This window comes from Haloarcula sp. 1CSR25-25, from assembly GCF_032027985.1.
In the GTDB taxonomy this organism is placed as follows: Archaea; Halobacteriota; Halobacteria; order Halobacteriales; family Haloarculaceae; genus Haloarcula.
In genome coordinates this window covers 232,188-258,817 of record NZ_JAHYBW010000002.1, presented here as the reverse complement: position 1 = coordinate 258,817, position 26,630 = coordinate 232,188, and the positions used below count along the sequence as shown (strand labels likewise).

At 64.7% G+C, this 26,630-nt stretch carries 28 protein-coding genes; 11 read left to right on the top strand and 17 right to left on the bottom strand.

The window, feature by feature from the left end; all coding sequences use genetic code 11:
* Positions 1–7 precede the first annotated feature (7 nt).
* From KZ498_RS06365 to KZ498_RS06340, 6 genes are all read right to left on the bottom strand, one after another.
* Positions 8–319 (bottom strand): NAD-binding protein, encoded by a 312-nt coding sequence (locus tag KZ498_RS06365; RefSeq protein ID WP_312617754.1) that lies wholly within the window; start codon positions 317–319, stop codon positions 8–10.
* Positions 316–1,233: a glutamine-hydrolyzing GMP synthase gene (guaA, locus tag KZ498_RS06360; protein WP_312617752.1), complete on the bottom strand. Its 918-nt coding sequence runs from the start codon at positions 1,231–1,233 to the stop codon at positions 316–318. The genes KZ498_RS06365 and guaA overlap by 4 nt, the downstream gene beginning before the upstream one ends.
* On the bottom strand, positions 1,233–2,894 hold the full coding sequence (locus KZ498_RS06355) for a CTP synthase (protein ID WP_312617751.1): 1,662 nt from the start codon (positions 2,892–2,894) through the stop codon (positions 1,233–1,235). Before KZ498_RS06355 ends, guaA begins: the two co-directional genes overlap by 1 nt.
* Before the next feature lie 77 nt (positions 2,895–2,971).
* Positions 2,972–3,163, bottom strand: a complete 192-nt coding sequence (locus tag KZ498_RS06350) for a hypothetical protein (RefSeq protein ID WP_312617750.1) — start codon at positions 3,161–3,163, stop codon at positions 2,972–2,974.
* A 48-nt stretch (positions 3,164–3,211) separates the two neighbouring features.
* The gene (locus KZ498_RS06345) at positions 3,212–3,385 is read right to left on the bottom strand and encodes a hypothetical protein (RefSeq protein ID WP_312617748.1); all 174 of its coding nucleotides are present in this window, start codon (positions 3,383–3,385) and stop codon (positions 3,212–3,214) included.
* Positions 3,386–3,468: 83 nt separating this feature from the next.
* On the bottom strand, positions 3,469–4,065 hold the full coding sequence (locus KZ498_RS06340; RefSeq protein WP_312617747.1) for an alpha/beta hydrolase: 597 nt from the start codon (positions 4,063–4,065) through the stop codon (positions 3,469–3,471).
* A 60-nt stretch (positions 4,066–4,125) separates the two neighbouring features.
* On the opposite strand from KZ498_RS06340, the gene KZ498_RS06335 reads away from it, so the two are divergent.
* Entirely contained in the window at positions 4,126–4,968 is an 843-nt protein-coding gene (locus KZ498_RS06335; RefSeq protein ID WP_312617745.1) for a PspA/IM30 family protein, read from the top strand.
* A 51-nt stretch (positions 4,969–5,019) separates the two neighbouring features.
* On the opposite strand, the gene KZ498_RS06330 is transcribed toward KZ498_RS06335, so the two are convergent.
* The 4 genes from KZ498_RS06330 to KZ498_RS06315 all read right to left on the bottom strand — a co-directional run bounded on the left by KZ498_RS06330 (position 5,020) and on the right by KZ498_RS06315 (position 9,671).
* Positions 5,020–5,922 carry a diacylglycerol kinase family protein gene (locus KZ498_RS06330; protein ID WP_312617744.1) on the bottom strand — a complete coding sequence of 301 codons (903 nt, stop codon included), beginning with the start codon at positions 5,920–5,922 and terminating at the stop codon, positions 5,020–5,022.
* 51 nt (positions 5,923–5,973) lie between these two features.
* The gene (locus KZ498_RS06325) at positions 5,974–7,014 is read right to left on the bottom strand and encodes a hypothetical protein (protein ID WP_312617743.1); all 1,041 of its coding nucleotides are present in this window, start codon (positions 7,012–7,014) and stop codon (positions 5,974–5,976) included.
* A gap of 103 nt (positions 7,015–7,117) precedes the next feature.
* Entirely contained in the window at positions 7,118–9,046 is a 1,929-nt protein-coding gene (gene thrS, locus KZ498_RS06320; RefSeq protein ID WP_312617741.1) for a threonine--tRNA ligase, read from the bottom strand.
* 58 nt (positions 9,047–9,104) lie between these two features.
* Entirely contained in the window at positions 9,105–9,671 is a 567-nt protein-coding gene (locus KZ498_RS06315) for an HTH domain-containing protein (RefSeq protein ID WP_312617739.1), read from the bottom strand.
* 182 nt (positions 9,672–9,853) lie between these two features.
* Between KZ498_RS06315 and KZ498_RS06310 the strand changes: the two genes are divergently transcribed.
* The 4 genes from KZ498_RS06310 (at position 9,854) to KZ498_RS06295 (ending at position 13,469) form a co-directional block, all read left to right on the top strand.
* Positions 9,854–10,285 carry a universal stress protein gene (locus KZ498_RS06310; protein WP_312617738.1) on the top strand — a complete coding sequence of 144 codons (432 nt, stop codon included), beginning with the start codon at positions 9,854–9,856 and terminating at the stop codon, positions 10,283–10,285.
* Between the two features lie 113 nt (positions 10,286–10,398).
* On the top strand, positions 10,399–10,911 hold the full coding sequence (locus tag KZ498_RS06305) for a gamma carbonic anhydrase family protein (protein WP_312617737.1): 513 nt from the start codon (positions 10,399–10,401) through the stop codon (positions 10,909–10,911).
* A 55-nt stretch (positions 10,912–10,966) separates the two neighbouring features.
* On the top strand, positions 10,967–12,904 hold the full coding sequence (locus KZ498_RS06300; RefSeq protein ID WP_312617735.1) for a hypothetical protein: 1,938 nt from the start codon (positions 10,967–10,969) through the stop codon (positions 12,902–12,904).
* Between the two features lie 91 nt (positions 12,905–12,995).
* Complete coding sequence (locus tag KZ498_RS06295) at positions 12,996–13,469, top strand: redoxin domain-containing protein (protein WP_312617733.1); 474 nt, start codon at positions 12,996–12,998, stop codon at positions 13,467–13,469.
* A gap of 52 nt (positions 13,470–13,521) precedes the next feature.
* Here the strand turns inward: KZ498_RS06295 and KZ498_RS06290 are convergent, their stop codons facing one another.
* From KZ498_RS06290 to KZ498_RS06280, 3 genes are all read right to left on the bottom strand, one after another.
* Positions 13,522–14,550, bottom strand: coding sequence for a dipeptide epimerase (locus KZ498_RS06290; protein ID WP_312617732.1), 1,029 nt, complete (start codon positions 14,548–14,550; stop codon positions 13,522–13,524).
* Positions 14,547–15,557, bottom strand: coding sequence for a DUF1611 domain-containing protein (locus KZ498_RS06285; protein ID WP_312617731.1), 1,011 nt, complete (start codon positions 15,555–15,557; stop codon positions 14,547–14,549). Before KZ498_RS06285 ends, KZ498_RS06290 begins: the two co-directional genes overlap by 4 nt.
* Before the next feature lie 75 nt (positions 15,558–15,632).
* On the bottom strand, positions 15,633–16,526 hold the full coding sequence (locus KZ498_RS06280) for a Vms1/Ankzf1 family peptidyl-tRNA hydrolase (protein ID WP_312617729.1): 894 nt from the start codon (positions 16,524–16,526) through the stop codon (positions 15,633–15,635).
* Positions 16,527–16,801: 275 nt separating this feature from the next.
* Between KZ498_RS06280 and KZ498_RS06275 the strand changes: the two genes are divergently transcribed.
* A complete protein-coding gene (locus tag KZ498_RS06275; RefSeq protein WP_312617728.1) occupies positions 16,802–17,791 on the top strand; it encodes a PAS domain-containing sensor histidine kinase in 990 nt (329 codons plus the stop codon).
* A gap of 247 nt (positions 17,792–18,038) precedes the next feature.
* On the opposite strand, the gene KZ498_RS06270 is transcribed toward KZ498_RS06275, so the two are convergent.
* Positions 18,039–18,293 carry a DUF4242 domain-containing protein gene (locus KZ498_RS06270; RefSeq protein ID WP_312617727.1) on the bottom strand — a complete coding sequence of 85 codons (255 nt, stop codon included), beginning with the start codon at positions 18,291–18,293 and terminating at the stop codon, positions 18,039–18,041.
* Between the two features lie 453 nt (positions 18,294–18,746).
* On the opposite strand from KZ498_RS06270, the gene KZ498_RS06265 reads away from it, so the two are divergent.
* A complete protein-coding gene (locus KZ498_RS06265; protein ID WP_312617726.1) occupies positions 18,747–19,118 on the top strand; it encodes a hypothetical protein in 372 nt (123 codons plus the stop codon).
* Between the two features lie 304 nt (positions 19,119–19,422).
* Here the strand turns inward: KZ498_RS06265 and KZ498_RS06260 are convergent, their stop codons facing one another.
* Entirely contained in the window at positions 19,423–20,088 is a 666-nt protein-coding gene (locus tag KZ498_RS06260) for a helix-turn-helix domain-containing protein (protein ID WP_312617724.1), read from the bottom strand.
* Between the two features lie 544 nt (positions 20,089–20,632).
* Entirely contained in the window at positions 20,633–20,998 is a 366-nt protein-coding gene (locus KZ498_RS06255; protein WP_312617722.1) for a DUF5802 family protein, read from the bottom strand.
* Positions 20,999–21,147: 149 nt separating this feature from the next.
* Between KZ498_RS06255 and KZ498_RS06250 the strand changes: the two genes are divergently transcribed.
* From KZ498_RS06250 to KZ498_RS06235, 4 genes are all read left to right on the top strand, one after another.
* Positions 21,148–21,792: a DUF1405 domain-containing protein gene (locus KZ498_RS06250; protein WP_312617720.1), complete on the top strand. Its 645-nt coding sequence runs from the start codon at positions 21,148–21,150 to the stop codon at positions 21,790–21,792.
* 96 nt (positions 21,793–21,888) lie between these two features.
* The gene (locus KZ498_RS06245; RefSeq protein WP_312618506.1) at positions 21,889–23,046 is read left to right on the top strand and encodes a hypothetical protein; all 1,158 of its coding nucleotides are present in this window, start codon (positions 21,889–21,891) and stop codon (positions 23,044–23,046) included.
* A 101-nt stretch (positions 23,047–23,147) separates the two neighbouring features.
* Positions 23,148–23,795: a metalloregulator ArsR/SmtB family transcription factor gene (locus tag KZ498_RS06240; protein WP_312617718.1), complete on the top strand. Its 648-nt coding sequence runs from the start codon at positions 23,148–23,150 to the stop codon at positions 23,793–23,795.
* A 180-nt stretch (positions 23,796–23,975) separates the two neighbouring features.
* The gene (locus KZ498_RS06235; protein WP_312617717.1) at positions 23,976–26,042 is read left to right on the top strand and encodes a S8 family serine peptidase; all 2,067 of its coding nucleotides are present in this window, start codon (positions 23,976–23,978) and stop codon (positions 26,040–26,042) included.
* A gap of 86 nt (positions 26,043–26,128) precedes the next feature.
* Here KZ498_RS06235 and KZ498_RS06230 read toward each other — a convergent pair whose 3' ends face one another.
* A complete protein-coding gene (locus tag KZ498_RS06230; RefSeq protein ID WP_312617716.1) occupies positions 26,129–26,623 on the bottom strand; it encodes a hypothetical protein in 495 nt (164 codons plus the stop codon).
* Positions 26,624–26,630: the final 7 nt, after the last annotated feature.

The following is a 26,630-nucleotide window of genomic DNA, read 5'->3' as shown; positions in this document are numbered from 1 at the left end:
TGGGAGCCTACAGTTCCTCGGCGACCGCATCGGGGTCAAGCAGGTCCGGATCGACGACGAGGTCGGCCTGCCGGCTCGCGAAGTCCGGCAGCGACCCCTCCGCGTAGACGACGACCCGCAGTTCGGGGTTGAGGTCCTTCGCGACGGCGATAGAGGTCGCCTGGGACATCTCGGTCAGCAGGTACACCTCGGCCTCGTGGATGCCGGCTTCTTCCAGCCCAGGTCGGTTACCGATGTCGGCGACTGTGACCGTGTGGCCCTCGGCCTCTAGCGCGTCCGTGAATCCGTTCGGGTCCGTGCCGACGAGAACCACGTTCATTCGTACTCGATAGTCGCCGGCGGTTTGTGGGTCACGTCGTAGACGACGCGGGCGACGTTCTCGTGGGCCCCGGTGATGCGCGACTGGATGCGCTGGAGCGTGTCCCAGTCGAGTTCCTGTGCGCGGGCGGTCATCCCGTCACGGCTCTCGACGGAGCGGACGGCGACGACCCAGCCGTGGACGCGGTTGTCGCCCTTGACGCCGGTGGCCTTGCCGATGACGGCGGCCAGGGCCTGCCACGGCTCGTACTCCTCCAGTTCCTCCTCGACGACGTGGTTGGCCTCACGAGCGACCTCCAGTTTCTCCTCGGTGACCGCGCCGATGATACGGACGGCGAGGCCAGGGCCGGGGAACGGCATCCGCTCGGAGATTATCTCTTCGAGGTCGAGCGCGCGGGCCACCTCGCGGACCTCGTCCTTGTAGAGGTCCCGCATCGGCTCGACGATGCCCTCGAAGTCCACTACCTCGGGGAGGCCGCCGACGTTGTGGTGGGACTTGATGGTCCCCTCGCTCTCGATGCGGTCGGGGTAGATAGTCCCCTGGACGAGGTAGTCGGCGTCGACGTCCCTGGCGACCGTCTCGAACTCCCGGATGAACTGCTCGCCGATGATGTGGCGCTTCTCCTCGGGGTCGGTCTCGTCGCCGAGCGCGTCGAGGAACCGGTCCTGTGCGTCGACGATACGCAGCGAGTCCATGTAGCTGAACGTCTCCCGTATCTGGTCGGTCTCGCCTTTCCGCATCAACCCGGTGTCGACGTAGACGGGGGTGAGCTGGTCGCCGATGGCCTCGTAGGCCAGGGCGGCGGCCGTCGAGGAGTCGACGCCGCCCGACAGTGCGATGACGGCGTTCTTCTCGCCGATCTCGTCTGCGATCTCGGCTTTCGCGTCGGCGATGAACTCGTCGACGTCCACCATCAGTGGCTCACCTCCTCGGTCGCCACGGTATGTGGGTCGTCGCCGAGCACGGCTTCGAGCAGGCCGACGAAGGGCGGGCTGGCGCGGGTCGGTCGGGAGCGGAACTCCGGATGGAACTGCGTCCCGATGAAGTAGGGGTGGTCCTCGGGCGCGAGTTCGAGTATCTCCATACGGTTCCCGGCGCGGCCGGAGAACTTCAGCCCGGCGGCTTCGAGGTCGTCGATGTACTCGGGGTTGACCTCGTAGCGGTGGCGGTGCCGTTCGGTACAGGAGTCGCCGCCGTACAGCGTCGCGGCGAGCGTGCTCGGGTCGATTTCGGTCTCGTGGGCCCCGAGTCGCATCGTCCCGCCCATGTCCTCTATCTCGTACTGTTCGGGGAGGATGTCGATGACGGGGTACGGGGTGTCCTCGTCGAGTTCGGCGGAGTGGGCGTCGTCGAGGTCCAGCACGTTGCGGGCGTACTCGACGACGGCCATCTGGAAGCCGAGACACAGCCCGAGGAACGGGACGTCGTTCTCGCGGGCGTACCGGATGGCGTCGATCTTGCCCTCCGTGCCCCGGGCACCGAAGCCGCCCGGCACGACGATGGCGTCGGCCTCGCGCATGCGGTCGGCGTGGTGGTCGCCCATCTTCTCGGAGTTGACCCACCGGACGTTCACGTCGACGTTCTTCTCCAGCCCGGCGTGTTTCAGCGCCTCGTGGACGGACATGTAGGCGTCCTCGAGGTCGTACTTGCCGACGAGGGCCACCTCGACCTCGCCCTCGGTGTTCTGGGTGACGAGGTCGCGCCAGCGGTTCTCCCGCTCGTCCTCGGGCAGGGCCTCCGAGGCGATGTCGAGTTCCTCCATCACGTACTCGTCGAGGCCTTCCTCCTCGACCATCAGCGGGACGTGGTAGATGTCGTCGACGTCCGGGTTCGAGAAGACGGCTTCCGTCGGCACGTCACAGAACAGCGCGATCTTCTCTTTCGTGTCGATGTCGAGCTTGTCGGAACAGCGGCCGACGAGAATGTCGGGCTGGAGCCCGATAGAGCGCAGTTCCTTCACGGAGTGTTGGGTCGGCTTGGTCTTTTGCTCGCCGTTTTTCGAGTAGGGGACGAGCGTGACGTGGGTGAACAGAATATCGTCCTCGTCCTCCTCGTGGGCGAACTGGCGCAGAGCTTCGAGATAGGGCATCCCCTCGATGTCGCCGACGGTGCCGCCGACCTCGATGATACAGACGTCGTTGCCCTCGGCGGCCTCGCGGATGCGCCGCTTGATGTCGTCGGTGATGTGCGGGATAATCTGGACCGTGCGACCGAGGTAGTCGCCGGCGCGCTCCTTCTCGATGACGTGCTGGTAGGTCTTTCCCGTGGTGACGTTGTGGTCGAAGGTCATGTCGATGTCGAGGAACCGCTCGTAGTTCCCCAGGTCGAGGTCGACCTCACCGCCGTCCTTGAGCACGTACACCTCGCCGTGCTGGAAGGGGTTCATCGTGCCTGCGTCGACGTTCAGATACGGGTCTATCTTGACCGCTGTAACGTCGAACCCGGCGTTTTTGAGTAATCTGCCTGTGCTGGCGGCAGTGATGCCCTTCCCCAGGCCAGACATCACACCACCGGTGACGAAGATGAACTTCCGACCCAGCTCGGGGTCGTAGTCCGTCTCGGGTTCGGTCGGCATACCGACGGTGAACCCCGCGTAGGCTAAACGGTTTCGGAGCGCGCACTGTTCGCCACCCCGTCGCAGTGTCAACGCGGCTACAGTGACGGCTGGATGAGGACGCGCCACGCAGCCACGAGAGCGGCGAGAGAAAGGGCCGAGAACAGCGCGTCACTTGGGCTGGACCCGATGGCGATGAACAGCACGTACCCGGCGACGAACCCACCCAGAAGCGATACCGCGCCGTGTCGCGTCGAGTGAGACACCGATTTCCAGGTATGTGTCGACATAGTTCATTATTTATCAGTATATAGTATAAATGTACCTTGGACCGGCCGTCAGGACCTGAGTACGCCCGACCTGATGGCGACGTACGTCCCGATACCTCCCACCGAGGCGAGAACGAGCGCCCGCGACGGCCCGCCCGCGACCAGCGCAGTCTGCATCAGGACCAGGAGTGCCACCAGCGTGGCGACAAACGAGACGACGGCGAACGCGAGCGGACGGTTCATGCCCCGAGATTGGGGCTGATAGCGCCTCCGTCTTTCGATACCGCCCGGCAGCCGTGGGTATCGCCCCTCGGAACGGCCGCCAGTTACAGATGGTCCCGGAGAAACGGACCGACAGTCTCACCGACACGGTCGGCCTGCCCGACGAAGTGGTGGTCGGCCGGCAGTCGCTCGACCGCGTGTCCCAGGTCGGCGGCGCGGTCGGCGACCGGCTCCCAGTCGACGGTGTCGTCACGCTCGCCGACCACGACCTGCACCGGGCAGTCGACGGCGCCGAGTGCAGCGACGGCGTCGAGGTGCTCGGTCAGTCGGGCCGGCGGTGCAAGCACTGACAGGACCGCCGGCTCGGTCACAGCGTCGCGGTCGGCGGCCGCACACAGCGCCACGGCCGCGCCGAAGCTGTAGCCAAACAGGCCGACGGCGTCGGCGCGCTCGCTCGCCCACGCCAGGGCGTTCTCGGCGTCGGCCCGCTCGCCGCGGCCCTCGTCCCACGGGCCGTAGTCGAAGCGTAGACAGCCGATATCGGGGGCAAGTGCGTCGCTGACCGCCTTCAGGCGGCTGTCGGACCGGGTGCCGCCGTACTGGGGATGTGGCGGGCACGCGACGACGATGGTGTCCGACGCCGGCCGGTCGAGCGACGCGGTGACACGCCGGCCACCTGGCATCCCGACGGTGTCGCCCATGCGTGTTCACTCACCGCACTGCTGTAAGAAATTTAAGGTTGGAGGGACCAATGCGCATGTATGGGAATCCTCTCGCGTGCGTCGTACGTCATCCGCTCGAAGCTCAACGCCGTCCTGAACCGAGCGGAGGACCCGACAGAGACCCTCGACTACAGCTACGAGCAGCTCCGTGACGAACTGCAGGACGTCAAGCAGGGCATCGCGGACCTGACGACCCAGAAGAAGCGACTGGAGATACAGAAGCGCCGCCTCGAGGAGAACGTCGAGAAGCACAACGAACAGGCCCGTCAGGCCGTCGAGCAGGACCGCGAGGACCTCGCCCGCCAGGCCTTAGAGAAGAAAAAACAGAAGATGAGCCAGATAGAGGAGCTGGAGGGCCAGATTCAGGACCTCCAGGGCCAGCAGGACCGGCTGGTCGAGCAGAAAGACGAGCTCCAGAAGCAGATCGAGCAGTTCCGCACAAAGAAGGAGACGATGAAGGCCCGCCACGAGGCCGCGAAGGCCTCGGCGCGCGTCAACGAGGCGATGACCGGCGCGGGCGACGAGATGCAGGACATCAGCCAGGCCATCGAGCGTGCGGAGGAGCGCACCGAGGACATGGAGGCCCGCTCGCAGGCGATGGACGAACTCCGCGAGGACGGGGTGCTCGAAGACCAGCTCTCAGATAAGAGCACGCTGGAGCGCGAACTCGAAGAGGTCCAGCAGAAAGGGTCGGTCGACGCCGAACTCGACACGCTGAAAGCCGAGATGGGGAAAGCCGAGGACGGCGACAGCGGGTCGGCCGACGCCGACGTCTCCGAGGCCGAACTGGAACAGGAACTCGCCGACGAGAGCACACAGGTCGACGTCTCCGAGAGCGAGGTCGAGTCGGAGCTGGACGAACTGAAAGAGGACGACAAGTAGACAGTCGGCTGGTCCCCGAATTTTTTCGCCGGAGCGAGAGACAGCGGACGGCTAGTCCGGGTCCGGGTCGTAGTCCGGACCGACCCGGAGGGTCAGTACGGTTTCACGCACCGATAGCGACAGCGTCTCGTGCGTGCTGAGTTCGCCGTCCCGGCTGAACGTGAGCGCTTCGTCGTGGCCGTCGACAGTAATCTCGTCCGCCCGGACGTGGGTCACGCCGTCGGTATCGAGCGCCAGCAGGCGGTGACCGATGGCCTCCGCGACGAGGTTCCCCGTGGGCATCTGTTCGACGATAGCCACGTCGAGCAGGCCGTCTTCCATGTTTGCTTGCCCGCCTTCGGCGACGAACTTGCGGGCGTTGCCCACAAGCAGGCACGTGGCCTCGCCGGACCAGGTGAACGGCCCGTCCTCGCCGACAACCGAGATGGTGATGTCGAGCCCCTCGAAGCGGAGCGCCTCCTGTGCCCCGGTGAGAAGGAACGCCAGCGTGCCGAACCGCTCTTTGAGGTCGCCCGGGGTCGAGACGCTGGCGTCAGCCGGGAGTCCGGCGATACAGGAGACGAGGAACGGCTCGTCGTCGGCGACGCCCACGTCGACGGTCCGGGTCTCGCCCGTATCGGCGACCTCGACGCCGTGTTCGATGTCCCTGACCCCGATGTTCCCCGCAAGGAGGTTCGCCGTCCCGGCCGGAACGACACTCAGTGTCACCGAGTCCAGGTGGCCGGCATCGTCGAGCCCGCGGACGACCTCGTTCACCGTCCCGTCGCCGCCACAGACGGCGACCTCCGACGCCTCGGCCCGGCCCGCTTCGCGGCCGAACTCGACCGCGTCGCCCGCGGCCGCCGTTTTGTACACCTCGAACCCGCGGGCTTCCATCAGCCGCGGCACGTAGTCCGCGTGTTCGCCGTCGCCGCTGACGGGGTTGAGGATACACCGGCGCGAGCCAATCTGCATAGTACTAGCGAGTCCGGACCGGTACTTATACCGTGGTGATGTCGGGCGGCATCACTCCCAGTTGACGTCGACGGTCCGGTCAGTCTCGCGGAGGATGAAGGGGCCGATAGCGAGCGTTCGCTTCGTTATCGTGACGATACGGAGGATGTACGACAGCAGGACAGTAAACGGGAGTATCGATGCTGTCGTCGTCACCGCAAGCAGCCACAGCACGTCGGGCACGCCGGCAGTGACGCCGACGAGGTCCTGCGCATCGAGGAACAGCAACGAGGTGACTGCGACGGTAAGCGCCGGAATTGCGACGTACAGCAGCGTCCGGGAGAGGTTCGACAGCTCCCACTGGAAGTACAGCGTCTTGAAGTGTTCCCGGGCCGGGCCGAACAGTTCGAGCGTCTCGACGAGTTCCGCGAGCGAGTCGTCGATCTCGTCGGTGAGGTCCTCGGCGTAGGATTCGCGGATACGCCGACCGGCATACAGCTTCCAGGAGTAGTTGTAGTTCAGTGCGGCCTTGACGACGTCGAACTCCCCGAAGGTCCCGCCTTCGAGCTGGTCGGTGACCCCGTCGGCGTTGCTCCGTACGTCCTCAAGATAGTTCGAGAGCAACGCCGCCAGGTCATCATCGAGCGTGGTCGCGTCGACGGCGTCCTGGATGTTCTCGGCCCGTTCGGCCGTCCCGCGGACCAGCGACCGGAGGAACGCCGAGGGCTCTGCCGGACTGACCGGCGTGTCGACGGCGTCGGCCACGTCGGCGCGGAACTGCATCGACCCGTCCATCCGCTCGCGCTGGTCGCCGGCCGCACCGAGTTCCTGTGACAGGACGAGCTGACTCAGTGTCAGGACCAGCGTCACGGCGGTTATGGTCCCCGTAATCAGCGCCTGGAACAGCGTTTCGACCGGGTCGCCGCGGGTCAGCAGCGTCAGAGCCGGCGTGGGGTGAAAGAGCCCGACCGCGAGAATGCCACAGAACAGGACAGCCGAGAGGAGGGCGGTGACGAGCCAGCGGTCCGCATCGAGGAGGAGCCAGAGGAGTCGCGTGTCACCGGCGGCGCGCTCCCGCATGGTGTCGCTCGACTCCCCGCTGTCGGCGGTCATACAGGTCTGCTCGCCCGCCGGACATAAAAGCGCGCGCCCGGCACTCGCCGGGGCGTCGGTGTACCGACGTCGAGAAGCAGTCGACCAGTCGGGCCGCCAGTGACTACCGCCCGGCGAGGAACGTCACGGCGGTCCGCTGTTGCTCGACCTCCGTTTCGAGGTGGTCACGGAACTCGGCGATGTCGATGTCTTTCTCCTCGCGTTCCTTGCGGTCCCGGACCGAGATGGTGCCAGCCTCCTCCTCGTTGTCGCCGATGACACACATGTACGGCACGCGGTCGTCGTGGGCCTGCTGGATCTTCTTGCCGACGGTCCAGGAGCGGTCCTCGATGGTGACCCGGAAGTCGCCGAGCGCCTCCCGGATCTCCTCGCAGTAGCCGATGTTGTCGTCGCTGACCGGCAGCAGCCGGATCTGCTCGGGGGCGAGCCACGGCGGGAACTTCCCGTTGTAGTGCTCGGTCAGCACCATGAAAAAGCGCTCGTAGGAGCCATACAGCGCGCGGTGGATCATCACCGGGCGGTGCTCCTCGTTGTCCTCGCCCGTGTAGGTCAGGTCGAAACGCTCGGGCATGTTGAAATCCAGCTGGACCGTCGGGCCGTCCCAGTGCCGGCCCAGTGCGTCCTCGAAGGCGAAGTCGATCTTCGGGCCATAGAAGGCCCCGTCGCCCTCCTCGACGACGTAGTCGATGTCCTGCTCGTCGAGGACGGCTTCCAGCTGGGACTCGGCTTTCTCCCAGATCTCGTCGCCGCCGACGGACTTCTCGGGCCGGGTGGCGAACTGGACGGTGTAGTCGAGTTTGAACGTATCGAGCGTATCGAGGATGATGTCGACCGTCGCCAGCACCTCCTCCTCGATCTGGTCCGGGCGGACGAACAGGTGGCCGTCGTCGATGGTAAAGGCCCAGGTCCGGGAAAGTCCGGAGAGCTCGCCGCGCTGCTCTTTCCGGTACACCTTCCCGTCCTCGAAGTACCGCACCGGCAGGTCCCGGTAGCTCCAGGAGTTCTGCTCGAAGATGGTCGCGTGGCCCGGGCAGTTCATCGGCTTCAGGCCGTACTCCTCGTCGTTGACGTCCAGCAGGAACATGTCGTCGACGTAGTTCTCGTAGTGGCCCGACTTCTTCCACAGTTCGGTGCGGAAGACGTGGGGCGTCTCGACCTCGTCGTAGCCGGCGTCGCGGTTGAGGCCGGCGACGTAGTCCGAGAGCTCGTTGAGGATCTTCTTGCCGTTGGGTTCATACAGCGGCAGGCCCGGCCCCGTCGTCTCGTCGATGGAGAACAGGTCCATCTCCTGACCGATCTTGCGGTGGTCGCGCTCCTCGGCCTTGCGGCGCTGTTCGAGGAACTCGTCGAGGGCGTCCTGCGTGGGGAAGGCGGTCCCGTAGACGCGGGTCAGCGTCTCGTTGTCCTCCTCGCCACGCCAGAACGCCGCCGAGATTTCGAGCAGGGCGAAGCCGCCGATCTCGCCGGTCGATTCGACGTGGGGGCCCTGACAGAGGTCCTCGAACTCGCCCTGGGTGTAGAAGGAGACCTCCTCGTCGTCCGCGGCCTCGGTTTCGAGGATGTCCTGTTTGAACGGGTTGTCCTCGTAGCGCTCGAAGGCCGCCTCGCGGTCGACGAGTTCGCGTTCGATGTCGTAGTCCTCGTCGATGATGTCCTCGGCCTCGGCCTCGATGGCTTCGAGGTCGTCCTCGTCCAGGTCGACGCCGGTGACGTCGTAGTAGAACCCGTTGTCGGTCCACGGCCCGATTGTGAGCTTCGCGTCGGGGTAGAGCCGCTGCAGGGCCTGCGCGAAGACGTGAGCGGCGGAGTGACGCAGCACGTCGAGGTACTCGTCACTGCTCTCGGTGACGATTTCGAGCTCGACGTCGGCCGTCAGCGGCGCGTGCTTGTCGACAAGTTCGCCGTCGACGACGCCGGCGACCGTGTCGTCACCCAGCCCTGGCCCGATTTCGTAGGCGACATCCTCGACCGTGCTGCCGCGCTCGACCTCTAGTGGGGTCCCGTCGGGCAGCGTGACCGTGACCGTACTCATATCCGAGGATACGACGGCGGCCGGGGATAAGTGTATTGAGACGCGGGCGACGCTGGCGTTACTCTGGCAACAGCGGGTCCGAGTCCTCGTCGATGGCGTCGACGGCCGGCGGGTCAGGCTGTGTCGGCGGCCGTGCCGCGCTCGCCCGTTCCAGCGGTGTGAACGTCGATTCCTCCGCCCCTTCGAGCATGGCGAGCCGGTCCATGACAGTGACCGTCTCCCCGTCGGTCGTGTGCGGCGTCACGCACCTGAGGTCCGACCCCTCGTACTCCGCCAGGAGCTGGACCGGAAACACGAGCGCCCGGTACTGCTCCCCCGAGATTTCCGAGTCCACCGACCGGACCTCGAATGCGGGTTCGAGTGAACAGTTGTTGCGTTTCGCCCATTCCTGAAAGACGCTGACCCGGTTGAGGGCGAACAGCCCCAGTTCGGTCCGCGCCTCCGCCGGCGTGGACGGAATCTGTCGACCAATAACCCGAACGGAGATATCTGACAGCGTGTCGGCATCCGACAGCCCCTGAAGCCGATCGATTACCGCAGCCTGTTGCTGCGTGTGCCCGTCGGGCAGGAGTGAACGAACGTACAGTTCTGCCCGTGTGTCGTCTGGCTGCGTGCTCCCCTGCATCGTATGGGAATCAATGGATAGCGACGGGGAAAAGCATTCCCGTTGACAAGTAATGGGCAGAGCGAGGATACGCTGAACAACGGATGCCGAATCGAACGGTTTCGTCGTCGGTTGGACAGCCACAGGCTGTCTCAATGTGATAGGGAGTACTATGTGGGCACAGTTCGCATGGGAAGCCGCACATGTACGATTCGGTGCTCGTAGCCACGGACGGCAGTTCGGGAACGACGGAGACGCTCGCACATGCGACCTCGATTGCGCGCGACAACGACGCGACGCTCCACGGCCTGTACGTCGTGGACAGGCGGCTCTACCTCGCGGCCGACAAGTCCAACCAGGACGAAGTGCGACAGTCGCTGGAGGAAGAGGGCGAGGTCGCGCTCGACGACATCGCCGTCGGCGGCGAGGAGTCCGGGGTCGAGGTCGTCACGACCATGGAAGAGGGGATTCCCCACAAGACGATCACCGACTACGCCGAACAGGAGGACATCGACCTCATCGTGATGGGGACCCACGGCCGAACCGGGCGGGACCGGGTCGCCAACCTCGGGAGCGTCACCGAGCGCGTCGTCCAGAGCGCGCCCGTTCCCGTCCTCATAGTCCACATCGAGTAGTGCCAGCGGTGAGGGTCGTGCCCGGGGAAGGCAGGCACGACAGCGGGGCACACCCCCAGTAGCACCCCGTTCTGACCGGTATCTTTTCGACCCGCCGACACTACATGGCCAGTATGGACAGCCGAGAGTACGCGTTCGAAGGTGCCACACCGGACATCCACGGATACGCTCACGTCAGTCGCGAGGCGACGCTGGTCGGGGACGTCACTGTCGGCCCGAACGCGAACGTCTGGCCCGGCGTCGTGTTGCGCGGCGACGTGTCGCCAGTCGAGGTGGGTCGCGAATCGGCCATCGGTGACGGGGCCATAGTCCACGCCTCGACCGTCGGCGAAAAGGTGATGGTCGGCCACGGGGCCGTCCTCAACGACGCAGCGGTCAACGACGGGGCGCTCGTGGGCTTCAACTCGACGGTCAGCGACGCCACCATCGGTGAGGGGTCGATTGTCGCGATGGGGACGGTCGTCCCACCGGGCTATGAGGTGCCCGCGGAGTCTTTCGTCCGCGGGAGCCCAGCAATGGTGACGCCGCTGTCCGAGACGACCATCGACCCCAGCGAGGTGTTCGAGGCGTTCAGCTCCGGCGATTACGCCAACCTCGCGGCCCGCCACGAGGACCTGTTCGAGTAACGCCGTGGACGAACGACGGGTCACTTATAGTGGAAGAACCCACACAGTACCGAGCATGGACGAAATCGTCGACCTGGTGACCCGGTCGCTCGCTGACGAGACTGCCGCGGAGTTCACCGAGCGGGTCGACGAACAGGCGATGCAACTCCGGAGAGCCATCGAGGCCGGGGAGTTCGACAACGAAGCGTTCTCCGTCGGCCTGGAGATCGAACTGTACGCCATCAACGCGGAGCCGGACCCGCCCGAACCAGACGAGGGGGAAGACAGCGAGGCAGTCTCCGAGGAAGACCTCGACGACGACCTGAGCGGGTCGGGAGCGGCCGCCTGGAGCGGCTCGCTGGACGCGCCGGCGGAGCAGGACGGCGGCAGCGGCGCCTCGCTCGACCCGGACGCCGGGGGGTCGCTGGAGTCGGACGGGTCGCTGGAACCCACCGAGGGTGAGTCACCGGACCGGGACACCGACGAAGCTATCGAAGATGCCGGCGACGCTTTCGGTCCCGGCGAGGGGCCGTCGCTCGACATCGACCCGGACAGTCCGCTGGCCGACGACGAACCGGAGACGCCCGAGGACGAGCCCGAGCCGGCCGTCGAGTCGTCGGTCGCGGACGGGACGGACGACGAGCCATACATGGACCCCGAGGACTGGCGCGGGCGGCTGACACGCCTGCCTGACGTGGTGTTCGAGGGCGAGGCCAACAAGGAACTGGGCCTGCACAACGCCGAGGTCAACACCGAGCCCAACAGCTTCGACGAGACGGGGATGGAGGTCCAGACGACGGCGGTGGAGATGCAGACGAAACAGGCCCGCCAGCAGGCGAGCGAGCACAACTGCGAACTCGTCCTCGACGCGATGTGGACCATCCCCCCAGAGGAGGGCAGCGAGCAGTACCTCTCGGCCCACGAGACCCGCGACGGGGTCGTCCTGGCCGACAACATGCGGCAGGCGCCCAGATACGTGGCGCTTGACAACGAGGCGCTTGACAACGCCGACGGCAGCATCGACTTCGACGTGCCGGGATACAGCGGCTCGTTCCCGACGATTCTGTTCGAGTCGCTGGCCACGTCGATCCAGCCACACCTCCAGATTCCCGACGCCGGGGCGTTCCCCGAGTACTACAACGCCGCGATACGGACGCTCGGGCCGCTGCTCGCGCTGTCGGTGAACTCGCCGTTCCTCCCCGCCGATATGTACGACGACACCGACGGCGAGTGGCTCTGTGCGAACACCCACCACGAACTCCGTATCGCGGCCTTCGAGCAGTCGGTCAACACCAGCGAGAACCCGAAGGTCCGGGTCCCGCGGGACCTCGACGACACGACGGACGTGGTCGGCCGCGTCGTCGACGACGACCTGTTTGCGCCGTTCCTCCGGGAGTTCCTGCACGACGACGACCGGGCGGCGTTCGAAGACGAGTTCTGGGAGTTCGACCACAAGCGCGGGACCTACTGGCGCTGGCTCAGGTGTGTCGTCGGCGGGACGGCGGTCGAGGGAGCCAGCACCGAGCGGTCGCTGCGCATCGAGTACCGCCCGCTCCCGACCCAGCCCCACGTCAAGGACATGATCGGGCTGCAGGCGCTGACGGTCGGCCTCATCCGCGGTCTGGTCGTGGCCGACCACCCTGCCGCGGAACTGCCCTGGCAGGAGGCCAGGCAGAGTTTCTACAGCGCCGCAGAGGACGGCATCGACGCCGACCTGTCCTGGGTGACGGCCGAGGGCGAGCGGACGGCCGACCACGACGAAATATACGACGAGGTTTTCCAGTACGCCCGCCTGGGACTGGCCGAGCAGGACGTCCCGGAGGCCCGCATCGACGAGTACCTCGGACCGATCGAGGCCCGATACGACGCCGGGACGACCCCGAGCGACTGGAAGGTCGACCGGGTTCGGCAGTCCCTCGACGACGGTGAGGACCTCTCGACGGCGATCCAGTCGATGCAGCGGGACTACATCGAGGCGAGCCGCGAGCACCACTCCTTCGACGAGTGGCTGTAAGCGGCCTGTCCCGCGGCGGAGCGGCTTCGGAGCCACAGGTTGCACTGCCGGAGGGCGGGTTTTATTCGTTTGACACCTTTAGGGTCGGGTGATGGTATCCACAGGCGACACAGCGCCGGACATCTCGGCGACAATCGCGAACGGTGAGGTAGAGGCCTTCGAACTGAGCGACCACCTTGGGGACGGACCGGTCGTGCTCGCCTTCTTCCCGGGCGCGTTCACGGCGCCGTGCTCCAGCGAGATGGTGGCCCTGCAGGAGCACCTCGGGGACTTCCAGGACGCCGGCGCGACGGTGCTCGGAGTCAGCGCCGACTCGGCGCTCTCGCTGAACGCCTTCCGTGAGGAAAACGGCCTGGAGTTCGACCTGGTCAGCGACATGGGCCGGTCGGCGATTCAGGGCTACGGCCTCGAAATCGACATCGAGGACCTCGGGCTGCTCGGCGTCGCGAACCGCGCCGTGTTCGTCGTCGACGACGGCGGCGAGGTCACCTACAGCTGGGTCGCCGACGACCCGACCACCGAGCCGGACTACGAGGAACTGCTGGACGCCGTCCAGTCGGCGTAAGCGGGTCCCTCTGAACCCGGGTTTTATCGGCACTCCCTCGCAGCTACGCGTCTCACGTCCGGTGAGCGCCGGTGCCGGCCGACACCCCGGTCAGGTCGAACACGTCAGCGTCGAGCGGGACGCCGGTGTAGGGGTCTGACTCCAGCAGGAGCGCCCCGTCGAGGTCGACGTAGTCGACGAGCGGCGCGAGGTGGACCGCCGCGGCGATGCTGGCGTTGGACTCGACCATGCACCCGAGCATCGTATCGAGGCCGTGAGCCGTGGCGGTGTTGAGCAGCCGCGTCGCGGGCCTGAGCCCGCCGCACTTGACGAGTTTGGCGTTGACGATGTCGCAGGCGTCGGCGACTCGCGGCACGTCCGACGCAGTGACACAGGACTCGTCTGCAGCCACCGGGATATCGGTCGCGTCAGTCACGCGGCGGAGGCCGTCGACGTCGTCGGCCTCGACGGGCTGTTCGAGCATCGTCGCGCCGGCGTCGGCGAGCCAGCCCGCCCTGTCGATGGCCTCCGCGGCCGTCCAGGCGGCGTTGGCGTCGACCCGGAGTTCCGCGTCGGGGGCCGCCGTCCGGACCGCGTCCAGTCGCGCCCGGTCGTCGTCGGTCCCGAGTTTGACTTTCAGATGGGCGAAGCCGTTGCCGGTCGCCTTCCCGGCTTTCTCGGCCATCCGCTCGGGCGAGTCGATGCCGACCGTGTACGTGGTCGGCGGGACTGCGTCGGGGTCGAGCCCCCACTGGCGGTACAGCGGCAGGGCCAGGCACCGAGCGGCCAGGTCGTGGACGGCGATGGAGAGGGCCATCCTGGCGGCGGGCTGGTCCGGCGCGCGGTCGCCGAGTGCCCGCTCGATGCGCTGCTGAGCATGTGGGTCGCCGATGCGGTCGACGGCCTCACAGAGCGAGGGGAGCGTCTCGGCCACCGACTGAGCGCTCTCGCCGTAGTACGCCGACGGCGTGACGGCCCCGATTCCGGTGGTGCCTTCGTGGGAGAGTTCGACCACGACGGTCTCGCTGGTCTCGCTGGTCTCCCGAGAGATTCCGAAGGGGTCCGACAGCGGCAGGTCGTGGCGGTCGACGGTCCAGTTCATACGATAGCGTCCAGTACCTCGTCGGGGACGCCGTGGCGGACGGGGTCGGTCGCCGGTGCGTCGAGGGTCTCCCTATACCCCGCGACGGCATCCGCGGCCGCGCCGTCGTCGAGATGGCGCGTGTTCAGCATCCCCGCGGCGACTGACGCGTCCGAGACGGGCGCGGCGAGGCGCTCGTAGATGTCGACGTACTCGGGGAGCGGCGGAATGTCGAACGACTCGTAGCCGTGAATCGCCTCACGGCCGGCTTCGTGGCACATGACGAGCGCGTCGGGGGCCGACCCGTGGAGGATGCTCGTCGTCACGCCCGAATAGGCCGGGTGGGCCAGTGCGCCCTGCCCCTCGACGACGAGGAGGTCCGCCGCCCCCGCTTCTTCGACCAGCCGTTCCACCGCGCCGGCGGCGTAATCTGCGATGACGCGGTCGATGACGATGCCCCGGCCGGTGATGGCGATGCCGGTCTGGCCGGTCGGGACAACGGCGGCGTCGAGGCCACGCTCCCGCGCGGCGTCGCGAATTTCGAACGACGCGGTCATCTTCCCCGTCGAGCAGTCGGTGCCGACGGTCGTGACGACCGTCGCGTCGACGTCACCGGCCGTGCCCGCTGCCACGGTCAGGTCTTCGGGCGGTTTTCGGAGGTCGTGCAGCTCGGCGTCGTGTTCCTCGGCGAGGCGGGCGAACTCCTCGTCGTCGGTCAGGAAGTAGTGGAGTCCAGAGTACACGTCACAGCCGCGTTCGAGCGCCGTTCGCACGTCGGCGCGCCAGGACTCGTCGAACTCGCCGCCGATGGGCGAGATGCCGATGACGAGCGCGTCGACGTCGGGCACGTCGGCCATCGACGCGACGATCGGGGCGTCCTGCACGTCCGGGAGCGTGTCGTGGACGCGCTGTCCGGCCCGTCCGCGGTCGACGAGTGCTCGCACCGCTCGGTCACCGTACCGCAACAGCCCGACGGCCGTCTTGGCTCGGTCGGGGAAGGCGTCGTGTGTCAGAATGGCTACGGCCATAGCCGGACAGAATCGCCGCCCCGCGAAAAAGCTACGGAACCGGCACCGACGGAGTCGGGGCGAACGGGTCCCGAACTACGGCACGCGCAACCGGACCGTCCACAGCGACCGGACGGCGTCGTCCAGTGCCTCGCCAGGCTTCCCGGTCGCGTCGACCGGCTTCGTCGCCGTCGCGAGGTCCTCGAACTCGTGGATGACCGACCCCTCGCCGACGACGTACAGCCGGTCGGGCGAGACCTCCTCGATAGCGGCCCGACAGCGGTCGAGGTGTGAGTCTATCTGCTGGTCCCGGAGCCGCTCGAACCGGCCCTGCGAGAAGCCGCCCTTCGAGTGCTGGCTTTTCAGCTCCGAGTCGAACCCGTGGAACGCGGTCCGCTCGCGGCCGTCGTATTCGCCCATAGCGAACAGGTCCGAGCGGACCAGCGCGACGACGTGTTCGCCGGTCGGCTCGAACCACGACCGCTCCAGCCGAACGGCGTCGGCCCACTCGGTGAACGGCGACGGCGGCGCGGGGACGGACAGACACGCCGACAGGAGGCCGGCATCGTCGGTGACCGCGAGACACGGCGCGGCGCTGGCGACCAGCGACGCGCGGTCGCCGAAGGCGTCCCGGACCGGGCCGGGCAGGGAGCGCTCGGCCTCGACGTAGGCGGTGAACACGCCCTCCGGCTCCGTCCCGAAGGACTCCAGCCGGTCGAGAACCGCACTCAGCCGCGCCCGGCTGAGCGTCTCCTCGGCCCGGAACGTCGATTCGCCCTCCTCGTTCTGGAGGCGCTCGACGCGATCCTGCAGTTCGGCCACGCGGTCCTCCAGCCGATTGACCTCGGCCTCGGCCCGCTGGCGCTCGGTCGCTGCGTCGGCGCGGCGCTCCGTTTCGGCGTCGAGCTGTCGTTCGAGGTGGTGGTTCTCCTCTTCGAGTTCGGCCACCCGCTCTTTCAGCGACGCTCGTCCCAGCAACCGGTCAAGCATCGACTGGATGCCAGACGGGGACGGGCTTAAAAGTGACTTCCCCGGACCGAAGGCGGAACTGGGAGCGACAACGGCGAGCCGCTCCTCGATATCCGGAGTGACTGTTCCAAGGCTGATGGGTCTGGCCCTGTCGAAATCCTCAGGAGGTGATAGAAACGGGGTGCTGAATGCAGAGGATGACTCAGTAGGATGGTGCTGACAAACGTGTTCACCTACCGCGCCGGACTCATCGAGTCGAAGAAAGCGATTTATATACTCCTCTCGAAATCGGGGCTATGCCCTCTGGTTTTGTCGACAAAATTGAGCGCTACGCAATCTTCAGGCTGGATTCAGAGGGATATGTCCGCACGTGGAATGCTGGAGCCGAACAGATCAAGGGCTATTCCAGAGACGAAATCAGGGGAACGCACTACAAGACCTTCTTTCCGGATGAAGCAGTCGAAAATAGAACTCCGCAGCGGTTGCTCGACCGCGCTGAAACCCAGGGGTCAGTAACAGGTCGAGGGTGGCGTATCCACAAAGATGGCAGTCGGTTCTGGGCGGATTTCACACTCACTGCTCTCTTTGACGCGTCGGGGGAGCTCTCCGGGTTTGCGAAAGTCCTGCAGGATACGACTGCTCAGCGACACTACGAACAACAGCTGGAACGACAGAACGAGCAGTTAGCAGAGTTTGCCAGTCAGGCGAGCCACGACCTCAAGAATCCGCTCGGAGTCGCACAAGGTCGACTGAAACTTGCCGGTGAGGAATGTGACAGCCGCCATCTCGATGTTGCGGCCGATGCCGTCGAACGCGGTCTCACGCTAGTGGACGACCTGCTAACGAGAGCACGTGACAGAGACCGAGCTGGTGAGGTTGACGAGATCAACCTCGCACAAATCGCCACCCGATGCTGGCAGACTGTTGACACAGCCACCGAGACGCTCGTCGTTGACACTGACCAGACGGTTACTGCCGATCCAATCAGACTGGAACAAATACTCAGTAATCTCTTCGCTAATGCGGTCAAATACGGGCCAGATGGAGTGACTGTAACCGTTGGTGAACTTGACGATGGATTCTATGTCGCCGATAGTGGACCGGGCATTCCTGAAAGTAGACGTGAGCGAGTGTTCGACAAAGAATATTCGAGCGACGGAACCGGTCTTGGACTCCATATCGTGCAAGAAAACATCGCTGGACAAGGGTGGAAAATCAGCGTCACCGATAGTGAGACCGGCGGGGCTCGGTTCGAAATCACTGGCGTTAGATTTGCCGATGAATAGACGGGCCGTGTCGTGAGTTAATCACCAGGTCGGCATTCAAAACGGCTGCTTCATTTCAGGTTAGGGTGGATGAGTCCACTGCTCAGTAGACTTGCCTATTGATTATAGTAGATGTGATCACAGTGTGATAGTGACACGAGCTCTCTACTGAATGAAGGGTGCGTATCGGCCAGCAGCGTTCGAGCGTCAGTGGGGAAACCGACCACTACAGATGCGACTCGCCCGTTTTACTTGTTATTATCAGGTTTCAGTTCGCCTCGCCCTGTTCAACCTCAAATATCTCGTCTGCAGTGAGTCCGTGGGCTTCTTCGTGAACTTTCTCACCCGCTTCTTTGCTTGGGCCTTCGAACAGACAGAAGACGGCACCTTCGTCCTCGTCGACCCAGTAGTTCAGGTATTTCACACCGTGTTTCTCTTGGGCTTCGACGTCTTTCTGGTGTGCCTCTACAACATCTTCGACAGTTGCATCGACATCTCTGTGGACGTCCATATACAGTGGCATGGCACATAGGAATACAGTCGAGAACATAATAAAATGCTAACAATTTCACGCAAAGCCGATTTTTGATTAACTGAACAACTGTTTACGGTCACAGTTCTCGAGACGGGTTCACAGATTGCAATCCGCAGTGATACCCTGTATAGAGCAATCCACAATTTTGTTCTCACCGGGAGGTCGCTGGCCGATACGCGCGCTGTATCCAGCACGGTTGCTGAGTTCTCACGTATCGAGAGTTTCAACGGAGGCCTTCTCTCGGCAAGGTAAACGAGGCACACTCTACCGGGTCAGGACGGGTTGGAATCAATGTCGTACCGAATATCAAGTTATTTGGTAACAATAGACATGGTACTGCGTGGAGTACGGTTACGACACCACAGCCCGTTCGAGTGTCGAAGAGAGTCCAAATGAAATCACCCAGTCACCAGAGATAGAAAGCCGGTAACTCCTGAGACTATGGCATTCCCAGACCTCGCCGTCAACGCTATTTACACCATCCTCTGCCTGGTGCCAGGATTCGTTACCGTCAAAACAGTGACCTACGCCACCGACCTCGAGCCAGAGATGAGCGAGTTCGAGAAGTCCACGTGGAGTTTTGTCGCGAGCGGTGTCGCGCTGTCAGTGTCGTACTTCTTGTACGCCGCAGCCATGGGAATCGTAACGGGACGCTTCGTTCTGATTCGCTCTCTCGACATTACGTGGGTGGAACTGGTCGCGATCTATCCACTTCTCCTGTTTGTGGCGGTCATGCTGGGATACCTCTGTGCGAAGTTGTTCGGTTGGACGCTCGAGACATCGACAACCACACCTGCCGAGAGCGTCCGGTGAGCAACCGCAGGGGGAAGCGACAGAACACTGAGACGCTCGTTGTCACGGACCCACAGAGCCCCGTAGGACCTCGCGGCGCTGGTTCGACTGTTGAGTGGACCGTTCCTGGAGAGGTGACCCATCCGAATCCGAGTGTCCGATACCTGTTTTAGGTGTCAATTATCCGATTAATTTCCAGGCAGATGATAGATGCAGTAATCAGTCTGCAGGACGCCACATGCCACCGAACACATCGCGTTGCTACCTCTCGATAGAGTCGCGCCTTCAGGCTGTCATCGTCGCCGCTGCATCGAGGAGCCGTCGGTCAATCTGGCGTCTCGCCGTCATCCATCAGAGACGACATGATGAGCCGCTTGATGCCACGTCTGAGGAGACCGCTGGCAGCAGGTTGAGAGATGTCCAGATCGGCGGCGACCTCGCTGAGGGTTGCGTTCCGTGGTTCTTCGAAATACCCTGTTTCGAATGCGACGAGGAGCGCCTCTCGCTGGCTGTCGGTCAACCCGGCGTCCGTATTGCCTAAGCTGGCGTATTCGTTCACGCGCACCAAATCGATATCGATGTCGTGCTGCTGGGCATAGTCCCAGAGGTCAACCAGGTCCGTCCGGTCGGGCATCCAGACTGTTAGAATCCAGGCGCTGCCGTCGTTCTCCATGTCGAGGATGACGCCGTTCGCGGAGGAGATTACAGGCGAGAGAATCTTCGCTTCGTCCGTGTACTCGAAGCTGTATATGGCCTCATTGTCTCTGGTGTCGATGACGCGTTCGAATTCGCCGACGGTGCTGTCGTTCCGTAATCCGTCTTCGAACTGCTGGAAGTCGGACGATTCGATGTGATAGAAGAACTTCCCCGACGTCGGGTCTGTTCCCGCCTCCGACACCGACCTGACCTTCGAACTCCGGTCGTGGGTAACGGTCTCTGTGAGCACTATGTCGGGATGCTCGGCCCGGACGACGGCCTTGATATCGCTCATTGTTCTGTAGGGTAGTAGTTTGAGTGTGCCAAGACGGACAAGTAAGCGTTTGTTTGAGACGCCCGGTCGTAATTTATATCACGGTTCTCGGTACCGGGGATGTAACGATGGCTGTGCGGTAGCTTAACTGGGTCGGTTGGTCGTGGTGTCTGAACGCGAGGACGCTGTCCGATTCTTCATGTCCCATCTGCGCCAATCACTCGGGGAGGGTCACTCGGAGATCACCCCACTGGTTCGGCACGTTCCCGCGCAGCGATGTCGCGGGTTCAGACCTGATGGTTGAACAGGGAGGCCCAGATACGTCCGACCCAACTGCTTTCGGACGACGGGGTGGTTCCGGCAGGGAGATAGAATTTGGATTCGGTAGCTCTGTCCCAATCGTCGGCGTGGTTCCGCTGTGACATACAGGTCAATAGAAGCCCCCAGTCCGCATTGGTCTGTAGCTTAACCGTATAACCTGCTTATAACCCGGTTCGAAGATGCCATGCACTCCTGCCCGCTCGGTGGAAGCGGTGGACTTCACCAGAGCGGCGATGCGACGCCGTCAGACCGCTGTATCGGGCAGTGTCGGCGTCCCCTCAGAGAGTGAGAGCAGTTGCGCGGCGTGGTCCGCCTTCGCCAGGAACACTTCTTCGAGGCTGGGCGGGTTCCGGACGTTGGCCTCCTCGAGCATCGTTTCGGGAACCACGAGTGTGTCCGCCGGGACCTGCTCGTCCCCGTGGACGGCGAAGTGCTGGGACCCGAGTTTCATGACGAGCGGATAGTCTGTGCGCTCTACCCCCTCGCCGGAGGCGTACAACTGTTCGTTCACTCGTTCGTGCTGCTCGCGACACATCGCGGCCGCCGTATCGTCTCTCGGTTCGACGTAGAGGCGGCCGAGGTAGTATCCTCGCGAAAACTGTTCGAACATCGGTGCGTTCGAATGTGTGCCATTGACACACATAAGTGTTCGCCGGCACGCTTTTGCCGTCGTGCAAACAGCGCGGATGCAGCGGGTCGGTGACGGGGTGTCGGCTCCCGTCCGACAGGGCTATGCCGCGAGCGGCCCCGAGTCGACGCATGAGCGAGCAGCGGGGGCCGTTGCCACGTCGGTACGCACGGTACTACCTGGAACAGACGCCGAGCCTCGTGTGGTTGCTGGTCGTCAACGCCGTCGCGATGCTCGTCGGTATCCGGTACTACGTCGAGACGATGCCCGAGGTGTCGACGTTTCTCTGGCCGCTGTACGCCGACTCGCCGGCGGCACTGTTCCTGATGACGCTGTCGGTGGCCACCCTCCTGCCGTTCCTCGGCAAGCCGCTCGAGGAGGTCCCGCTGACGGTGCCGCTCGCGTACCTCCATACGATTGCGCTGGTCTGGCTGGTCAAGATGGGGCTGTGGACCGTCGTGGCGTTAAACATCGGCTTCGACGCCTACTTCCCGGCCCCGTGGGCGTATTTCGGCATCATCGTCACCCACCTCGGCTTCGTCGCCGAGGGGCTGTTAGTCCCTCACTACGCCCGGACGACGAAGGGCGCGCTCGTGACCGCGCTGGTGCTGGCACTCGGCAACGACGTGCTCGATTACGGCTTCGGATATCACCCGCCGTTGCGGTACGACCCGGGCCTCGTGCTACCTGTTGCCACTGTCGCACTCTCGGTGCTATCGGTAGTGATTGCGTGGCGGCTCCTCCCGTCCGAAAAGACTACTCAGATAACAGCTTAAACGCTCTTGGACTATCTGCAGTTGTTTCAGGCGACTGTGAACGACACGAACGAAGGCGTTTCTTTTTCATGCGGGAGGGCAGAGGTGATGGTACGAATGAGTCCACGCCAGGCCACGCTCCTCACGGTGCTGGTCATCGTCGGGACTGTCGCTGTCGGCCTCCCGGCCGTGACGGCACAGGAGACCGCGACGGAGACAGTGGCCACGCAGAACGACTCCGCTAGTGGGATGGGGGCGCAGCTCACGGCTTTTCTCCAGTCGAACTCTGCCGCCGCGAACGACACCGTCGAAAACGGGATGTGGCAGTCGGCGTACGACCGATCGAACGGAACCCAGCGAGCCGAGCTGGTCACGAACCGGGCCGGCTCGCTCGAACGGCGTCTCGAACGGCTGCAGGAGCGCAACGCCACCATCGAACGGCGATACGAGAACGGCTCGCTCTCGGAGCAGGCCTACGTGGCCCAGCGGAGCCGGCTCACTGCGGAGATTGCGGGCCTGCAGACCGCGGTTAACGACACCGACGCGGCCGCCGAACAGGCAGGCGTGAACGACAGCGCACTGGAGCGGCTGAAACAGAGCGCCAGCAAACTCTCCGCCCAGCAGGCAGCGTCGGCCGCCCGCGGCATCGCCGGACCGCCAGTTACCCCGGGCCAGGGACCACCGGACGACGCCGGGAACGAGCGAAGTGAGCAGGGACCGCCCGACGACGGTGCAGTCAATCAGAGCGACCGAGAGCCACCGGCCGGTACGTCCGGGCAGGGTGCAAACGAAAGTGAACGGGGACCGCCGGATGATGGGTCCGGGCAACAGGGAAACGAGGGCGAGCAGGGGCCGCCGGATGATGGGCCCGGGCAACAGGGAAACGAAAGCGAGCAGGGGCCGCCTGGTGATGTGCCCGACGACAGCGAAAACGGAACCGAAGAATCCGACGACGCTGCCGGGGGCGAGGGAAACGGACGTGAGCAGGGTGCGGGACAGGGCAACGATAGCGGGGACCGCGGTGCGTCCGGGACTGAATCCGGTGACAAGGGGAACGGGAACGACAGCGATACCGCCAGAGATGGTGCCGATTCAGATGACAGTTCCGACGCCGACGATGCGGCCGACACGACTGATTCTGACGACGGTTCAGACGGTGACAGCGATGCTAGAAACGACGGAGAGAACCAGGGAAATGACGACGGGCAGGGAAGTGACGGCGGACAACCCGGCGATGGCGGAAGCGGCCAGGGGAACGGGAACAGCGACTCATAGAGCCCACTGTGGGCCTCCCTGCTAGCGTGACCGGAAGACCAGACAGCAAACCGCCCGACGAGAGTCATCCTTTTGAACCGTGACCCGCTACCAACGTATCGATGGACTCCGCCGAGTTACTCAATCTCCTTGGAAACGCCAACCGCCGGCGGATACTCAAACTACTCGCACACAAACCCTGCTACGTCACGGAGATAAGCGAGTACATCGGCGTCAGTCCGAAAGCGGTCATCGACCACCTCCAGAAGCTCGAAGACGCCGGGCTCATCGAGTCCCGGACCGACGACCAGCGCCGGAAGTACTTCTCTATCGCCCGTAATCTCCGCCTCGAGGTCCGCGTCTCCCCCTACGAGTTCGGCACCAAGAGCGCCTATCCGGCAAATCCCGAGTTCGAGATGCCGTCCTGCCGCCATCTCTCGATCGACGTGGGCGCCGCCTCCGACGGTGACTTTCACGACCTGGCGCGGGAACTGGAGCATCTCCAGCAGCTGGAAAACGAGCTATCGCTGGCCCAGCGATGGGTCCAGGCCCGCATGACCGACGTGCGGGACCGCATCGACTCCGGCTTCGAGAACGGCGACGGCCGACTGTACGCAGAACTGGTCAGCGGACTCGCGAACGGGTTCGACACCGTCCCGGCGCTGGCCCGGGAGATCGAGGCCCCGCCGGAAATAGTCGAGGAAGCACTCACCCGACTGGCGGACGACGACGTGGTCGAACGGACCGACGACGGCTGGGAGATCGTCTGAGAGAGCGGTCACTACCGCGCCGGTGCGACCGACAAGAGCCGCACTCGGTACGAATCTCGGGGAGGAATACCAAACTGCGCTGTGCGGTCCGCTGTGGCGTCGAATATATTCGGGGAGCAAACATGACACAAAGAGGTTGTTTTGTGGTACACTTATGATTCTCAAGTATGAGAACATAGTATGGTAAATAGAGAGATGCACAGACGGACTCTCCTGTTCGGGCTCGGGGCGGCGGGGGTCGGCACGCTCACCGTCGGGTCGGGCAGAGCACGCGCCGGCCAACCAGACCGTCACATCGTCGGAACACGGACTCGGGCAGCGACAGACGCCGCAAGGCGGCAGGCCGACTCGGTCCATCGAGTGCTGGATTTCGACGATATCGGACAGGCCGTCGCCGGTCGGTTCGCCGACGAGGCGCTCGACAACCTCGAACGGAACCCGAATGTGCGATACATCGAGCGCGACGACGAGATGCGAGCTATCAGTATCGATTCTGACGACTCCGAGGTGCCGTGGGGCATCGACCGGGTCGACGCGGAGAAGGCACACGCCGACGGGGCAACCGGAAGCGGTGCTGACGTGGCGGTAATCGACACCGGAATCGATTCCGACCACCCGGACCTCCGGGACAACCTCGGGACCGGCAAGGCGGTCGCGGAGGCGAGCGGGTCGGCCGCGGAGCCCTGGGACGACGACAACGGACACGGGACACACTGCGCCGGAATCGCTGACGCGGTGGACAACAGCGAGGGTGTCGTCGGTGTGAGTACGTCGGCGACACTCCATGCAGTCAAAGTCCTCGACGGGGACGGGAGCGGCACGTACTCCGATGTCGCCGCCGGTCTCGAATGGGTCGCCGACCAGAGACATGACGTCGGCAGCCTGAGTCTCGGCGGCCCGAAGTCGAGTACGATAGAGGACGCGTGCCAGTACGCCTACGACAAGGGAGTGCTTCTCGTAGCGGCCGCGGGGAACGACGGAAACGACGTCGAGGAGACGGCCCCGGCCACCTACTCGACGGTGATGGCTGTCACCGCGACCGACGAGACCGACTCCCTTGCGAGTTTCTCGAACTACGGGAGCGACGTCGAACTCGCCGCGCCTGGCGTGGACATTGTCTCTACGTACCCCGGCGGCGGGTACGAGACGTTCTCGGGAACCTCGATGGCCTGCCCGCACGTCAGCGGTGCGAGCGGGCAACTGATGGCAGACGGTGACAGCCACACCGACGCCCGCAAGCGACTGACGGACACAGCGGAAGACCTCGGCCTGTCGAGCAGCGAGCAGGGCAGCGGACTGCTCGACGTCGAGGCGGCAGTGGGCGGCTCGACCGACACCGCGCCGAGCGTGTCGTGGGTCGCGCCGAGCAGCGGCGAAACCGTCAGTGGCACCGTCACTGTCCAACTCGACGCGTCGGACAGTGAGGACGGTGAGGACGCGTTAGACGTCACCTACACCGTCGACGGTGGGTCGTCGCGGTCTGCAGCGTACAACGCTACCACCGGCTACTACGAGGACGCCTGGGACACCACCGCCGTCGCCGACGGGGACCACTCGCTGGAAGCGAGCGCGACGGACTCGGCTGGCAACACGACCACCGCGACCGTCACCGTCACCACCGAGCGCGCGCCGACAGTGGATAGCCTGTCCGCGGGAGAGGTCGAGACGAGCACCGACGCCGCCGAGTTCGACGTCGACTGGCAGGTCAGCGACGACGACGGCGACCTCGCTACCGTGGACCTCTCGCTGACCGACGACACCACCGACGGCTCCGAGGACTCCGCGAGCGTCTCTGTCGGCGGTGATACTGTGACCGACACCACCCGTCTCGTGGCCGCCGGCGACGACGCCGCTGGCCACAGCTACACTGTCGACCTCGTCGTGACCGATAGCGCCGGACAGACAGCCTCGGACTCCACGACCGTGAGCGAAACCGAGTCCACCGACTCCGCGCCGAGCATCGAGACGTTCAGCGTGTCTAACGGGAACCGGAAGAACCCGCATGCCGAGATCACCGTCGACTGGTCAGTGGGCGATGCCGACGGCGACCTCGATACCGTGACGGTCATCGTCGACGACGTCGACGAAACAGAGACGTTCTCGACCGCGAGGGACGTGAGCGGTAGCAGTGCATCGGGGACCGAGTCGGTCACGGATAAGCGCGATTCGGGCGACTACAACGTGACCCTCACCGTCACCGATGCGGCCGGAAACGTGACCAGCAGCACGAAAACGCTCACCGTCTAACCGGTGTATCACGGGCAACGAGGGAGAGGTTCTCCCGGCAACGTCGCGATGGTCTTGCCGCTGGATGCCGACCCGGCCCTGTCGCGTCACAGCTCCCGCGTCAGCCCGCTTCGCAGGTCACGGCCGAAGTAGTGCCCGACGAGCGCGAGCACGAGGCCGATACCGCCGGCGATAGCGAACAGCCGTGGCCCGTTCAACCCCGCGGCGAGCTGTGGGAGGAGCGACAGCACAGCTACGACCCCGCCGCTGACGCCGCCGGCGAGACCGACTTCAAGATAGCGGCGCTCGCTGGCGAGCAGTCCGTAGACGAACCCGCCGAGCAACACGCCGACAAGTTCGGTCGCGGGAACCAGTGGTATCAGCCCGCCAAGCACCATCCCGCCGCCGACCGCGCCGAAGGCGAACAGCAGCGCCCGCAGTGAGAAGTAGCTCCCGCCGTCGTCGGTGGTGGAGGCCTCCGCTGTGCGCGATTTCCCGACAGCAACGTCCCCGTCTGTCGACTCTGTCGCGCCGACATCGACGCCGAGGTCACTGCCCGACGCGTCCGCGTCGCGGGTCCGCTCCTCGGTTCGTTCAGCCATACAGAGT

Bases quoted from the DNA above. Each gene is read 5' to 3' on its own strand.
- KZ498_RS06365 (WP_312617754.1), bottom strand. From the start codon at position 319: ATGAACGTGGTTCTCGTCGGCACGGACCCGAACGGATTCACGGACGCG.
- KZ498_RS06245 (WP_312618506.1), top strand. From the start codon at position 21,889: ATGAGTCCACGCCAGGCCACGCTCCTCACGGTGCTGGTCATCGTCGGG.
- KZ498_RS06295 (WP_312617733.1), top strand. From the start codon at position 12,996: ATGGTATCCACAGGCGACACAGCGCCGGACATCTCGGCGACAATCGCG.
- KZ498_RS06250 (WP_312617720.1), top strand. From the start codon at position 21,148: ATGAGCGAGCAGCGGGGGCCGTTGCCACGTCGGTACGCACGGTACTAC.
- KZ498_RS06350 (WP_312617750.1), bottom strand. From the start codon at position 3,163: ATGTCGACACATACCTGGAAATCGGTGTCTCACTCGACGCGACACGGC.
- KZ498_RS06255 (WP_312617722.1), bottom strand. From the start codon at position 20,998: ATGTTCGAACAGTTTTCGCGAGGATACTACCTCGGCCGCCTCTACGTC.
- KZ498_RS06285 (WP_312617731.1), bottom strand. From the start codon at position 15,557: ATGGCCGTAGCCATTCTGACACACGACGCCTTCCCCGACCGAGCCAAG.
- guaA (WP_312617752.1), bottom strand. From the start codon at position 1,233: ATGGTGGACGTCGACGAGTTCATCGCCGACGCGAAAGCCGAGATCGCA.
- KZ498_RS06300 (WP_312617735.1), top strand. From the start codon at position 10,967: ATGGACGAAATCGTCGACCTGGTGACCCGGTCGCTCGCTGACGAGACT.
- KZ498_RS06270 (WP_312617727.1), bottom strand. From the start codon at position 18,293: ATGCCACTGTATATGGACGTCCACAGAGATGTCGATGCAACTGTCGAA.
- KZ498_RS06315 (WP_312617739.1), bottom strand. From the start codon at position 9,671: ATGCAGGGGAGCACGCAGCCAGACGACACACGGGCAGAACTGTACGTT.
- KZ498_RS06330 (WP_312617744.1), bottom strand. From the start codon at position 5,922: ATGCAGATTGGCTCGCGCCGGTGTATCCTCAACCCCGTCAGCGGCGAC.
- thrS (WP_312617741.1), bottom strand. From the start codon at position 9,046: ATGAGTACGGTCACGGTCACGCTGCCCGACGGGACCCCACTAGAGGTC.
- KZ498_RS06265 (WP_312617726.1), top strand. From the start codon at position 18,747: ATGGCATTCCCAGACCTCGCCGTCAACGCTATTTACACCATCCTCTGC.
- KZ498_RS06305 (WP_312617737.1), top strand. From the start codon at position 10,399: ATGGACAGCCGAGAGTACGCGTTCGAAGGTGCCACACCGGACATCCAC.
- KZ498_RS06280 (WP_312617729.1), bottom strand. From the start codon at position 16,526: ATGCTTGACCGGTTGCTGGGACGAGCGTCGCTGAAAGAGCGGGTGGCC.
- KZ498_RS06290 (WP_312617732.1), bottom strand. From the start codon at position 14,550: ATGAACTGGACCGTCGACCGCCACGACCTGCCGCTGTCGGACCCCTTC.
- KZ498_RS06275 (WP_312617728.1), top strand. From the start codon at position 16,802: ATGCCCTCTGGTTTTGTCGACAAAATTGAGCGCTACGCAATCTTCAGG.
- KZ498_RS06325 (WP_312617743.1), bottom strand. From the start codon at position 7,014: ATGACCGCCGACAGCGGGGAGTCGAGCGACACCATGCGGGAGCGCGCC.
- KZ498_RS06260 (WP_312617724.1), bottom strand. From the start codon at position 20,088: ATGAGCGATATCAAGGCCGTCGTCCGGGCCGAGCATCCCGACATAGTG.
- KZ498_RS06230 (WP_312617716.1), bottom strand. From the start codon at position 26,623: ATGGCTGAACGAACCGAGGAGCGGACCCGCGACGCGGACGCGTCGGGC.
- KZ498_RS06240 (WP_312617718.1), top strand. From the start codon at position 23,148: ATGGACTCCGCCGAGTTACTCAATCTCCTTGGAAACGCCAACCGCCGG.
- KZ498_RS06335 (WP_312617745.1), top strand. From the start codon at position 4,126: ATGGGAATCCTCTCGCGTGCGTCGTACGTCATCCGCTCGAAGCTCAAC.
- KZ498_RS06355 (WP_312617751.1), bottom strand. From the start codon at position 2,894: ATGCCGACCGAACCCGAGACGGACTACGACCCCGAGCTGGGTCGGAAG.
- KZ498_RS06310 (WP_312617738.1), top strand. From the start codon at position 9,854: ATGTACGATTCGGTGCTCGTAGCCACGGACGGCAGTTCGGGAACGACG.
- KZ498_RS06235 (WP_312617717.1), top strand. From the start codon at position 23,976: ATGGTAAATAGAGAGATGCACAGACGGACTCTCCTGTTCGGGCTCGGG.
- KZ498_RS06345 (WP_312617748.1), bottom strand. From the start codon at position 3,385: ATGAACCGTCCGCTCGCGTTCGCCGTCGTCTCGTTTGTCGCCACGCTG.
- KZ498_RS06340 (WP_312617747.1), bottom strand. From the start codon at position 4,065: ATGGGCGACACCGTCGGGATGCCAGGTGGCCGGCGTGTCACCGCGTCG.